Annotated in this window: 8 protein-coding genes; 4 read left to right on the top strand and 4 right to left on the bottom strand. The window is 71.0% G+C overall.

The genetic code is table 11. The annotated features are described in order from the left end of the window. Positions 1-56: 56 nt before the first annotated feature. Positions 57-2,231 (bottom strand): malate synthase G, encoded by a 2,175-nt coding sequence (locus H4F70_RS12020; RefSeq protein ID WP_182357370.1) that lies wholly within the window; start codon positions 2,229-2,231, stop codon positions 57-59. 204 nt (positions 2,232-2,435) lie between these two features. On the opposite strand from H4F70_RS12020, the gene dapF reads away from it, so the two are divergent. Together dapF and hflX are read left to right on the top strand one after the other, a co-directional pair. Then, positions 2,436-3,359 carry a diaminopimelate epimerase gene (gene dapF / locus H4F70_RS12015; RefSeq protein WP_182357369.1) on the top strand — a complete coding sequence of 308 codons (924 nt, stop codon included), beginning with the start codon at positions 2,436-2,438 and terminating at the stop codon, positions 3,357-3,359. Then, positions 3,359-4,825, top strand: a complete 1,467-nt coding sequence (gene hflX / locus H4F70_RS12010) for a GTPase HflX (protein WP_182357368.1) — start codon at positions 3,359-3,361, stop codon at positions 4,823-4,825. The genes dapF and hflX overlap by 1 nt, the downstream gene beginning before the upstream one ends. A 195-nt stretch (positions 4,826-5,020) precedes the next feature. Here hflX and H4F70_RS12005 read toward each other — a convergent pair whose 3' ends face one another. Further along, positions 5,021-5,557 (bottom strand): acyl-CoA thioesterase, encoded by a 537-nt coding sequence (locus tag H4F70_RS12005; RefSeq protein ID WP_182357367.1) that lies wholly within the window; start codon positions 5,555-5,557, stop codon positions 5,021-5,023. Between the two features lie 4 nt (positions 5,558-5,561). Continuing rightward, positions 5,562-6,272 (bottom strand): transcriptional repressor LexA, encoded by a 711-nt coding sequence (gene lexA, locus H4F70_RS12000; protein ID WP_182357366.1) that lies wholly within the window; start codon positions 6,270-6,272, stop codon positions 5,562-5,564. Between the two features lie 583 nt (positions 6,273-6,855). On the opposite strand from lexA, the gene H4F70_RS11995 reads away from it, so the two are divergent. Continuing rightward, on the top strand, positions 6,856-7,356 hold the full coding sequence (locus H4F70_RS11995; protein WP_182357365.1) for a LysM peptidoglycan-binding domain-containing protein: 501 nt from the start codon (positions 6,856-6,858) through the stop codon (positions 7,354-7,356). A 191-nt stretch (positions 7,357-7,547) separates the two neighbouring features. Continuing rightward, a complete protein-coding gene (nrdR, locus tag H4F70_RS11990; protein WP_182357364.1) occupies positions 7,548-8,039 on the top strand; it encodes a transcriptional regulator NrdR in 492 nt (163 codons plus the stop codon). Positions 8,040-8,055: 16 nt separating this feature from the next. Here the strand turns inward: nrdR and hrpA are convergent, their stop codons facing one another. Next, on the bottom strand, positions 8,056-11,952 hold the full coding sequence (gene hrpA, locus H4F70_RS11985) for an ATP-dependent RNA helicase HrpA (RefSeq protein WP_235681549.1): 3,897 nt from the start codon (positions 11,950-11,952) through the stop codon (positions 8,056-8,058). Between the last annotated feature and the right edge of the window lie 169 nt (positions 11,953-12,121).

The raw sequence follows: 12,121 nt of genomic DNA, 5'->3' as shown, positions 1-12,121 counted from the left end.
GCACCGCCGCGGGGCGATGCGGGGCCGACGTGTCCGGTTCGGCCGTCAGGCGACGGTCACAGGCCGTTGGCGGCCTTGTACTCGCGGCGGCGGCGGTGCAGAATCGGCTCGGTGTAGCCGTTGGGGTCCCGGCCCTCGAGGATCAGTTCCTTGGCGGCCTGCCACGCGATGTTGGTGTCGAAGTCCGGCGCCATGGGCTTGTAGTCGGCGTCGCCGGCGTTCTGGCGGTCGACCACCGCGGCCATGCGCTTGAGCGACTCGACGACGAAGTCGGCCGTGACGATCCCGTGGCGCACCCAGTTGGCCAGAAGCTGGCTGGAGATGCGCAGCGTCGCCCGGTCCTCCATGAGGTCGACATCATTGATGTCCGGCACCTTGGAGCAGCCCACGCCGTGGTCGATCCAGCGCACCACGTAGCCGAGGATCGACTGGCAGGAGTTGTCCACCTCGTTGCGCTTCTCCTCGTCGCTCCAGTCGGTGGCCGGGGCCAGCGGGAGCTGCAGGATGTCGTCCACCGAAACGCGCGGCACGCTGGGGGCGATCTCCTTCTGCCGCGCGAAGACGTCGACCCGGTGGTAATGGGTGGCATGCAGGGTGGCGCCGGTGGGCGAGGGCACCCAGGCGGTGTTGGCCCCGGCCATGGGCTGGCCGATCTTCTGCTCGAGCATCTCGGCCATGAGCTCGGTCATCGCCCACATGCCCTTGCCGATCTGGGCGTGCCCGGGAAGACCGCAGGCCAGGCCCTTGTCCACGTTCCAGTCCTCGTATGAGGTCATCCAGTGGGACTTCTTCATCTCGGCCTTGCGGATCATCGCACCGGCGTGCATCGAGGTGTGGATCTCGTCGCCCGTGCGGTCGAGGAAGCCGGTGTTGATGAACACGGTGCGCGCGGCCGCGGCCTTGATGCACGCCGCGAGGTTGACCGTGGTGCGGCGCTCCTCGTCCATGATGCCCACCTTGAGCGTGTTCTCCGGCAAGCCCAGCACCTGCTCGACGCGCGCGAACAGCTCGGTGGTGAAGGCGACCTCGTCCGGGCCGTGCTGCTTGGGCTTGACGATGTAGACCGAACCGGTGCGGCTGTTGCCCAGCGCGTTGCCCGCGCCCAGCCCGGGGATGGCGCACAGGCTGGTGACGATGGCGTCGAGGATGCCCTCGGGCTGCTCGGCGCCGTCGGCGTCGACGACGGCGGGGTTCGTCATCAGGTGGCCCACGTTGCGCACGAAGTTCAGCGAGCGCCCGTGCAAGGTCAGCTCGCCGCCGCCGGGGGAGGTGAAGGTGCGGTCCGGGTTGAGGGTGCGCTCGAACGTCTTGCCGCCCTTGGTGACCTGCTCGGTGAGCGTGCCGGTGTTCAGGCCCAGCCAGTTGCGGTAGCCGAGGACCTTGTCCTCCGCGTCGACGGCGGCGACGGAGTCCTCGAAGTCCATGATCGTGGTGACGGCGGACTCCATGCAGATGTCCTTGACGCCCGCGGCGTCGGTGCTGCCGATCGGGTCGGCGGGGTCGATCTGGATCTCCAGATGCAGGCCGTTGTTGCGCAGCAGGATGCCCGTCGGCGCGGACGCGTCGCCGCTGTAGCCGACGAACGCGCCGGGGTCCTGCAGGCCCGTCGTGGCCCCGCCGGCCAGCGTCACCTGCACCGACTCTCCGTCCACGGCGTACGTGACGGCGTCGGCGTGGCTGCCCTCGGCCAGCGGAAGCACGTCGTCGAGGAACCCGCGCGCCCAGGCGATCACCTTGTCGCCGCGCACCTTGTTGTAGCCGGAGCCCTTTTCGGCCCCGCCGTCCTCGGGGATGGCGTTGGTGCCGTACAGCGCGTCGTACAGCGATCCCCAGCGCGCGTTCGCGGCGTTGAGCGCGAAGCGGGCGTTGAGCACCGGGACCACCAGCTGCGGGCCGGGCGTCTCGGTGACCTCGGTGTCCACGTCGGCGGTGGTGATGGAGAACTGCGCCGGCTCGTCGACGAGGTAGCCGATGTCGGTGAGGAACTTCTTGTACGCGGCCGGGTCCACCGGGCCCGGGGCCGCGTCGTGGTATTCGTCGATCTTCTTCTGCAGCTGCGCGCGGGTGTCCAGAAGTGCGCGGTTCTTCGGGGCGAGGTCCGCGAAGATCTGCGCCGTGCCCTGCCAGAACGCGTCCTTGTCGACGCCGGCGGCGGGCAGCGCCTCGTCGTTGATGAAGTCGTAGAGGACTCGGTCGACCTGGATGCCGCCGATGGTTTCGCGATCGGTCACGGTGCTTCCTCGCTTTCGGGGTGACGGGGGCAGTCGATGCGTCCGGTCCGGAGGGCTCCGGCACGGTGCGAATGTCGCCTAAGTTTCCACAATGTGAAAATTATCGATTGCCTAGTGAAATCGTAGCGCGGATCGTGCGCGATTCCCATCCCCGGGCGATCCCGCGCCGCATGACCTCCGTCGACGCGAACTACGCTGTGAACCATGGACTTCGTCAAGGGGCACGGCACGGAGAACGACTTTCTGGTGCTGCCGGACGACGACGCGCGGATCGACCTCGCGCCCGCGGCGGTGGCGGCGCTGTGCGACCGGCGCCGCGGGCTGGGGGCGGACGGGGTCCTGCGGGTCGCACGTGCCGGTGCGCTGCGGGCGGCGGGCGTCCTCGCGCCCGGTCTCCCCGAGGGGGTCGGCGAGGACGACTGGTTCATGGACTACCGCAATGCGGACGGGTCGGCGGCGGAGATGTGCGGCAACGGCGTGCGCGTGTTCGCGCACTACCTGTGCGCCTCGGGCCGTGAGGAGCGTGACGCCTTCGTTGTCGGAACCCGCGCCGGCGCTCGGGCGGTGACGATGGCCGGCCCGCGGGACTTCGCAGCGCAGGCGCGGGTGTCCGTGGAGATGGGCCCGGTGAGGGGATTCGGGGATTCCTCGGTGGTCCTGGGCGGTGCGGGCGGCACGACACTGCCGGGTGTGGCGGTGGATGTGGGCAACCCGCACCTGGTCAGCGTGGTGGCCGGGCTCGATGAGGCGGGGCTCGCGGAACTCGACATCGCGTCCGCGCCCGCTTTCGACGCGGTACTGTTCCCGGACGGCGTCAACGTGGAGGTGGTGACGCCGCTGCGCGCCGGCGCCGTCGCCATGCGCGTGCACGAGCGGGGCGTGGGGGAGACACGCTCGTGCGGCACCGGCACCGTCGCGGCGGCCTTCGCGGCGCTGCGCGCGGAGAACGTGTCCGCCGGAACCGTCGAGGTCGGCGTGCCGGGCGGCGCCGTGACGGTGACGATCGGAGTGGACGGCCGCGCCGTTCTCGAGGGGCCGTCGGTACTCGTGGCGTCGGGGGTCGTCGACGATCGCTGGTGGCGACATGCGCAGAACGCCGCGCGGCCAGTCGACGCCGGGGCCGCGTGATGACGGGATCGGACGAGCCGGACCGGACGGTGTCAGACGAGGTGCACGCGAGCAGCGGCGGAGCGCAGGAGCCCTCGCTCGGTGAGATGCAGCTGGCCGAACGCAGCTCGCTGCGCCGCGTGGAGGGGCTGTCGACAGAGCTCGCCGACATCACCGAAGTGGAGCAGCGCCAGCTGCGCCTGGAGCGCGTGGTGCTGGTGGGGGTGTGGACCGAGGGCACCGCGGCGCAGGCGGAGACGAGCATGGCCGAGCTCGCCGCCCTGGCGGAGACGGCGGGGTCGACGGTGCTCGAAGCGCTGATCCAGCGGCGCGACCGTCCCGACGCGTCCACCTACATCGGCTCCGGCAAGGCGGCGGAGCTGCGTGAGGTGGTCATGGCCACGGGGGCGGACACGGTGATCTGCGACGGCGAGCTCAGCCCCGCGCAACTGACCAGCTTGGAGAAGGTCGTTCAAGTGAAGGTGGTGGACCGCACCGCGCTGATCCTCGACATCTTCGCCCAGCACGCCACCTCCCGCGAGGGCAAGGCGCAGGTGTCGCTCGCGCAGATGGAGTACATGCTGCCGCGGCTGCGCGGCTGGGGCGAGTCGATGTCGCGCCAGGCGGGCGGCCGTGCGGGCAGTAACGGCGGCGTGGGCCTGCGCGGCCCGGGCGAGACGAAGATCGAGACCGACCGGCGGCGCATCCGTTCGCGGATGGCGAAGCTGCGCCGCGAGATCGCCCACATGAAGAACGCCCGCGACGTCAAACGCCACCGCCGCCACACCACCGGCGTGCCGTCGGTGGCGATCGTCGGCTACACCAACGCGGGCAAGTCGAGCATCCTCAACGCGCTGACCGGCGCCGGGGTGCTCGTGCAGAACGCGCTGTTCGCGACGCTCGACCCGACGACGCGGCGCACCGTGCTCGACGACGGACGCGAGGCCGTGCTCACCGACACCGTCGGTTTCGTGCGCCACCTGCCCACCCAGTTGGTGGAGGCCTTCCGCTCCACGCTCGAGGAGGTCGCGGGGGCGGACCTGCTCATGCACGTCGTGGACGGCTCCGACGAGTTCCCGCTCGAGCAGATCCGGGCTGTCAACGAGGTCATCGCCGACGTGCTGCGGGAGGCCGGCGCGGACGCGCCGCCGGAGCTGCTGGTGGTGAACAAGATCGACGCGGCCGACACGGTGGAACTCACGCGGTTGCGCGGCGTGCTCGACGGCGCACACTTCGTCTCCGCACACACCGGGGAGGGCATCGCAGAGCTGCGGGCGCACCTCACCGAGCGGCTCCCGGGGCCGGGGGTGCGCGTCGACGTCCTCGTGCCGTACTCGCGCGGGGACCTCGTGGCGCGCATCCACGCCGAGGGCACCGTGGACTCCGAGCGGCACGGCGCCGAGGGCACGGAGATCGGAGCGGAGGTGCCCCGCGCGCTGGCCGCCGCCCTCGCGCCGTACACCGTGGACGGCGCCCAGGGCGGTTAGCGCGCGGGGCCTTTGCGCGCGCCAGACCGGCTCACGCGTCGAGGTCCTGGGCGCCGAGCGCGCCCGCAGCGCGGGAGGCCGCACGCGCGGCGCTGGCGGGATAGCCGGGCGCGCGGCACTGTCCGGAAGGCCGGGCGCGCCCGGACTCGGTTTGGACAGGGGGACGGACTATCCGGCGTTCAGATCGCAGCGCTGTCAGATCGCAGGGGGGAGGGAACCGGTGAACGCGGCGCGCAGGTCGTCGGGCCAGGGCACGGGGCCGCCCTCGCTGCCATCGGTGTGCACGGCGATCATGGTCCCGTCGGCCGCCGTTCCGCGTGCGCCGATGATGGCGAACCGGTAGGTGACCGACGAGGCGCCCACGGCGACGACGGCGAAGCGCACCTCGAGGTTCTCGCGCAGCCACATCCGCTGCCGGAAATCGGCCTCGTAGCGCACCCGCGGCAGGTGTTTGAGTAGTTCCGGCCGGGCGATGGACTCGAGGAACTCGCCCTCGGCCTCCTCAGCCCACTGGCGCACCACGGAGAAGTGCTGGTGTCCGGATGCGTCGGTGTCCGGCCACTGAAGTTGGCGGCGGATCGTCACCGTGGGCAGGCCCTCGCGTGCCGCCCGCGCGATCACGTCCACCGCCGAGTCGCCGGAACCGGTGCCGTCTGCGACCGCGCCGGGCGTCCCGGCGCCCACCGACCCACCGGGCCGGGGCGCGTGCGATGCCGCACTGGAATTCGTCACAGCGTCACACCTTCCGCATGACGGTGACCACCTTGCCGAGGATGGTCGCGTCGTTGCCGTGGATGGGGGTGAAGTGCGGGTTGTGCGGCATCAGCCAGATGTTCTTGCCGTCGCGCTTGAAGGTCTTGACGGTGGCCTCGCCGTCGAGCATCGCCGCGACGATGTCGCCGTTGTCGGCGACGCTCTGCTGGCGCACCACCACCCAGTCGCCGTCGCAGATCGCCGCGTCCACCATAGACTCGCCCACGACCTTGAGCATGAACAACGTGCCGTTGCCCACCAGCTCCTTGGGCAGCGGGAAGACGTCCTCCTGATTCTGCTCGGCGAGGATCGGGCCGCCGGCGGCGATCCGCCCCACGAGCGGTACGAAGGTGGGCTCGGGCCGCGGCGGCGCGTCCGCGCCGTCGGCCGCCGGGCCGGATTCCGGCGCATCCTCCGCCGACCGGAGCGGCGTGACCCCGCGGACGTCCACGGCGCGCGGACGATTGGGGTCCCGGCGCAGGAACCCCTTCTTTTCCAGGGACTGCAGCTGGTGCGCTACCGACGACGTCGAGGCCAGCCCCACCGAATCGCCGATCTCGCGGATGCTCGGCGGGTAGCCGCGCTCGCGGACCGAGGTCTGGATCACCTCGAGCACCTTGCGCTGGCGGTCGGTGAGCGACTCGATGGACGGCCTCCCGCCGTCCAGTGCCACATTGAAGTCCTTCTTCGCCATCGGCCCTGGTCCTCCCTGCTGTATCGCGACAATCCGCCGGTGCGCCCCCGCTCGGGATCCGGCCCGTCCCCCGCAGCGGCGTCCGTGCCTTGCGAAGCCCTTCCCCGCAGGGGTTGCGGCGTGATTCGAATGTAGCGCCGATCGGCGGAATCGACAAACATCTGTTCGACGTGTGTCTCGCGCGGCGCGCAGTGCCGACCGCGTCCGTCGGCGGTGGTCGAGGGTGCGGTCGGCGCAGGTGGCGGGCACGGGCGGGTGGTTTTGTCGGTTCGGGTTGATACAACCCGAACGTGTGTACATCGAACGGAATCGCGAACCGGCCGACTCGCGCGTCGCGGCGCGGTCCTTCCCCTGCTTCGGCGGGGCGCCGTGGCGAGCCCGCGTGCGCTGCGCGAGCGGGATTCTGTCGAACCCTTGATCTATCGAATGAGTGGGCGATAGCATGCACAGGCGAGCGAACACATGTACTAATGACCGTCGCCGGCGCGCGAAGGTGCTTCGGTGGGGCGCGGAGACGAGCGACCGGGACGGCGGCATGGAGAAGCCGGTGCGGACGCATCGGCGGCGGAACCGGGAGGCTGGCATGAACGCTGTGGTGGAGCGGCAGAGCGCTTCGGGGCGCACGATGGGCGGGGCCCGTGCACAGGTGGCGGGCGCACCGTATGAACTTCGCCGGCCTCTCCGCCGGCGGGGGATCGACAGGTCGGAGGTCTGGCGGCGTCCCGCCGGGACTCCGGCGGTACTTCCCCGGCGCGCCGTGCGGATGTCCACGGCGGGGCACGCCCCCGCAGTGGGGGTGGCCGACAGGCGCGGGCTGGTCGCGGCGGTCGCGGTCGCCGTGTTGCTCGCCCTCGTCATTCTCGCTGCCGCGCAGGTGCGGTCGATCGGCGCCACGACGATGCCCGGCGATGTGAACACTGTCGAGGTCTCGTCCGGTGACACGCTGAGTTCGATTGCGCGGCAGGCGGCCCCCGACGTCCCTGTCGGTCAGATGGTGGATCGCATCATCGCGCTCAACGGGCTCGACAGTGCGGCCGTCCACGCCGGCCAGAGTCTGGTGGTGCCGTGGGCGTACGGACGATGACGCTCCGCGCGGCGGCGAGGCCTGCGGCATCGTGGCGGCCGGACGATCGGTGGCGTCGGTCCCCTTCGTGCTTTCCCGTATCATCGGCGTGGAGAAAGTGACCGCTAGCTGATATGCGCGCGCACCAGGATGGACGGCCCCGGGACGGTGTGACCGCGCCGCGCATGGGCAGCAGCGATGAAGGAGCCCCCATGCACTGTCCGTTCTGCCGGAACCCCGAGTCCCGCGTGGTCGATTCGCGCGAAGCCGACGAGGGACAGGCGATCCGACGTCGGCGGCAGTGCCAGGATTGCGGGCGTCGGTTCACCACGGTGGAGACCGCCGTTCTCTACGTGGTCAAGCGCAGCGGGGTCAAGGAGCCGTTCAGCCGGGCCAAGGTGGTACGGGGCGTCCGCAGCGCTTGCCGCGGCAGGCACGTGGACGATGACGCTCTGCACCTGCTTGCGCAGACGGTGGAAGAGACCATCCGCGCCACCGGTTCCCCGGAGGTCCCGAGCCAGGAGGTCGGCTTGGCCATCCTGGGCCCTTTGCGTGACCTCGACGAGGTCGCATACCTCAGGTTCGCCTCGGTCTACCGCTCGTTCAGCTCGGCCGAGGACTTCGAAACCGCGATAGAAGAGCTGCGGCTGCACCGCGAAGGGGCCGACGGGGCCGCATCGGAGGAACCCGCGCCCGCACGGTGACGCGATCAGCGCGTCGTCAGCGGGGGAGCGTGTCGATGGCGCGCAGGATGCGCTTCTCGCTGACCTGCCGAGCGGTCCCCAGTTTCTGCGCGAAGAGTCCCACACGCAGTTCCTCGATCATCCAGAACACTTCCTGGACGGCGGGCGACTCGGCGGAGCCCGGCGGGCAGTGTGCAAGATAGCGTTCCAGCGCCCCGTACACGCGATCCAGCGTATCCATGCCCTGGTGTTCGCGCGGTCCGGAGGTCGGTGCGGATTCGAGACGCAGGGTCGCCGCGCGCAGGTACCGCGGGATCTGGGCGGCACGAGCACTGCCCGCCTCCAGCAGGAAGCCGGGCCGGACCAGGTCGGCGAGCTGCTGGCGGACGTCGTCCACCGTCGATTCGGACACCGCCGTCGACGCGGCCGCCTCGCCGAGCCTCACCTGCAGCTCGTCCCGGCGACGGACGATCTCCACGGCGGCAGTGACGATGGCCGGCTCTGCGGCACGCGCAGCGGGGCCGACCGCGCTCTTCAAGCGCTCGAACGCATCCGGATCACGCACGGGCCCGCCCGCCCGCATCATCGCCTCGTCGACGGCGCACTCGTGCACGTCGGCGACGAGCCCGTCGAGCCCGCCGAACGGGTACTGCCCGGCGACGAGGCGGTCCGCCGTCGACAAGATCGAGAGCAGGCGCTTGCCCACTCCCGGAACCGCATTGAGCAGCAGTCGACGCGTACCGGTGCGCATCGCGGCGGACTGTTCCGCGCGCGTCGACACCACCGTGACCGCCACTGCAGCCGGACCTGCCGGAGTCGCCGGTTCCCGGACACTCAGCGTCGGGAACCCCACCACCTTCTGGCCCGCCACCTCGCTTGTCACCTGTTCGGGCACGTCGCCGAGCGTTTCGGACGTCCACACCGTCGCGGCCGGCCGCGCGTGTTCCTGGCCGTCGCGCACAGCGGTGTCGCTGATGTGGCGCGCCAGCCGGGTCCGCAGCTCGGTGAGGTCCTTGGAGCGGCCGAGCTCACGGCCGCGCCGGTCGACCGCCGCGAATGTGACGCGCAGATGGTCGGGCAACGCGGCGCTGCGGAAGTCCTCCGGCGCGATACGGCACGAACCGAGTCGAGAGAGTTCCCGTGCCAGCGCATTGACCAGGGGCTCCGATCGGGGCTGCACGCGCGCGAGCGCCGCCGCGGCGAAGTCGGGTGCGGGGACCACCGCGCGCCGCAGCTGTTTGGGCAGTGAGCGGATGAGTGTGGTGGCGAGTTCCTCGCGCATGCCGGGCACGAGCCAGTCGAACCCGGCCGTGCGCACCTGCGGGAGAAGCTCCACGGGAACCCGCACGGTCACGCCGTCCTCCGGGTGGCCGGGTTCGAATCGGTAGTCCAACTCGAGGCGCACTCCGCCCTGCAGCCAGGCGTCGGGATAGTCGGCGCCTGCGACGGTATCGGCGTCGTCGTTGGTGACGGTGTCCGCGGTGAAGTCGAGGAGCGCCGGGTCGGTGCGCCGCGCCTTCTTCCACCAGGAGTCGAAATGGCGGCCGGAGACGATGTCGGCGGGCAGGCGTCGGTCGTAGAAGTCGAACAGGTCGTCGTCGCGGACGACGATGTCGCGCCGGCGGGCCCGGTCCTCCAGGTCGAGCGCGTCCTCGAGCAGCGATCGGTTGTGCGTGAGGAAGGCGTGGTCGGACCGCCACTCTCCCTGCACCAGCGCGTGGCGGATGAACAGGTCGCGCGAAGCCTCCCGGTCCACCCGGCCGTACGGTGCGAGCCGCCGCGCGATGAGCGGGACGCCGTAGAGCGTCACCTTCTCGTAGGCCATCGGCGCGGCATGCTTGATCGACCAGTGCGGCTCGGAGTAGGAATGCTTGACAAGGTCCGGCGCGAGCTTCTCCACCCATTCGGGCTCGATGCGGGCCACCTCGCGCGCCCACAGCCGGGAGGTCTCGACGAGTTCTCCGGCCATCACCCACCGCGGTTGGCCCTTGAACAGGCTCGACCCGGGGAAGATGGCGAACCGGGCGCCGCGGGCCCCCAGGTAGTCGCGCTTGTCGCCGTCGCGGGCGCCGATGTGCGACAGCAGGCCGGACAGCAGCGCCTGGTGGATCGTGTCTTCGGACGCCGGCGCATCGTTGGCCTGCCAGCCCATCTCGCGCGCGATCTGCCGCAACTGCCCGTGCAGGTCCTGCCACTCCCGGATGCGCATGAAGTGCAGGTACTCCGCCTTGCACATCCTGCGGTACGCGCTCGAGCCCAGCGCATTGCGCTGCTCGCGCAGGTAGTCCCAGAGCCGCAGCCGGGCCAGGAAGTCCGACCCCTTCACGGCGAACCTGGCGTGCCGGGCGTCGGCGTCCTGCTGGTGGTCGGCGGGCCGCTCACGCACGTCCTGCATCGAGATGGCGGAGACGATGATCAGCAGTTCACGCAGGCACCCTGTGCGCTGCGCCTCGAGCAGCATGCGGCCCATCCGCGGGTCCACCGGCAGCCGCGCGAGCGACCGGCCGGTGTCGGTGAGCCGGTGCTGCGCGCCACGCCCGGTCTGCCCGCCTCGGACGATGGCGCCGAGCTCTTCGAGCAGCGTCAGGCCGTCCCGCACGGCCCGCGGGTCGGGGGGTTCGACGAAGGGGAACGCGGCGAGGTCGCCGAGGCCCAGCGCGGTCATCTGCAGGATGACTGCGGCGAGGTTGGTGCGCAGGATCTCCGGCTCGGTGAAGGCGGGACGCGCTTCGAAGTCGTCTTCCGAATACAGACGGATGCAGATGCCGTCCGCGACGCGACCGCACCGACCGGCGCGCTGGCGCGCGGAGGCTTGGGAGATCGGCTCGATCGGCAGCCGCTGCACCTTGGTGCGCACCGAGTACCGGGAGATCCGGGCCGTGCCGGGGTCGACGACGTACCGGATCCCGGGGACGGTCAGGGAGGTTTCGGCCACGTTGGTGGACAGCACGATGCGCCGGCCGGTGTGGGCGGTGAACACGCGGTGCTGCTCGGCGGCCGAGAGTCGCGAGTACAGCGGGAGGATCTCCGTGTTCCGGTATCGGCGCTCGCGCAAGGCGTCGGCGGTGTCGCGGATCTCGCGTTCGCCGGCGAGGAACACCAGGATGTCGCCCGGCCCGGCGGCGACGAGTTCGTCCACCGCCGCGCCGATCGCTTCGAGCGGATCCCGATCCACGAGCATCGGCGCATCGGCGGTGCCGCGCTCGACGGTGAGCGGGCGGTACCGCATCTCGACGGGGAAGGTGCGCCCGGAGACCTCGATGATGGGCGCCGCAGCGCCGTCGACGGCGAAATGCTCGGCGAAGCGTTCCGGGTCGATGGTGGCCGAGGTGATGATGACCTTGAGGTCGGGGCGCCGTGGCAGCAGCTGCTTGAGGTATCCGAGGATGAAGTCGATGTTGAGGCTGCGCTCGTGGGCCTCGTCGATGATGAGGACGTCGTAGCGCCGCAGCATCCGATCGCGCTGGATCTCGTTGAGGAGGATGCCGTCGGTCATCACCTTGATCAACGTGTCGTCGGTGACGTGGTCGGTGAAGCGCACTGTGTAACCGACGGTGTCGCCCAGGGGCCTGTCGAGTTCTTCGGCGACGCGTTCGGCGACGGTGCGCGCGGCGATGCGGCGCGGCTGGGTGTGTCCGATCAGGCCCCGCACACCCAGGCCCAGCTCCAGGCACATCTTCGGCAGCTGCGTGGTCTTGCCGGAGCCGGTCTCGCCGGCGACGATGACCACCTGGTTCTCCGCGATGGCCTTTTTGACGTCGTCGCGCCGGGCGCTCACCGGCAGCGCCTCGGGATAGGAGACCGCGGGCGCCGACGCGCGTCTGCGTTCGACGCGCTGCTGCGAGGCGGTGATCAGGTCGTCCACCGCGGCAAGCTCGGCGAGTGCGGGTGCGCCGTCGATGCGCCGCCGCAGGCGGTGCTCGTCGCGGAGCATCACCGCGTCGAGCCGTGCGCGCAGTGCGCGCCGGCGTGCCGTGGCCTCGGGTCCGTCGTCGCGCTGCGGCGCCTCCGGTGCGCCGGAGGGGCCCTGCGGGCCGCGACGCCGCCGTCCACCGCGGCGGCGGCGTGATACTGAGGCGCCGGCGGGCGGCGGTTGCTTCGGA

This window comes from Tomitella gaofuii, assembly GCF_014126825.1.
In the GTDB taxonomy this organism is placed as follows: Bacteria; Actinomycetota; Actinomycetes; order Mycobacteriales; family Mycobacteriaceae; genus Tomitella; species Tomitella gaofuii.
The sequence above is the reverse complement of the archived record's forward strand: the minus strand, read 5'-3'. Positions and strand labels throughout refer to the sequence as shown.

What these genes read in the sequence shown, in the direction of transcription:
- dapF (WP_182357369.1), top strand. Translation starts at nt 2,436, where the DNA reads ATGGACTTCGTCAAGGGGCACGGCACGGAGAACGACTTTCTGGTGCTG.
- hflX (WP_182357368.1), top strand. Translation starts at nt 3,359, where the DNA reads ATGACGGGATCGGACGAGCCGGACCGGACGGTGTCAGACGAGGTGCAC.
- lexA (WP_182357366.1), bottom strand. Translation starts at nt 6,272, where the DNA reads ATGGCGAAGAAGGACTTCAATGTGGCACTGGACGGCGGGAGGCCGTCC.
- H4F70_RS11995 (WP_182357365.1), top strand. Translation starts at nt 6,856, where the DNA reads ATGAACGCTGTGGTGGAGCGGCAGAGCGCTTCGGGGCGCACGATGGGC.
- nrdR (WP_182357364.1), top strand. Translation starts at nt 7,548, where the DNA reads ATGCACTGTCCGTTCTGCCGGAACCCCGAGTCCCGCGTGGTCGATTCG.
- hrpA (WP_235681549.1), bottom strand. Translation starts at nt 11,952, where the DNA reads ATGCTCCGCGACGAGCACCGCCTGCGGCGGCGCATCGACGGCGCACCC.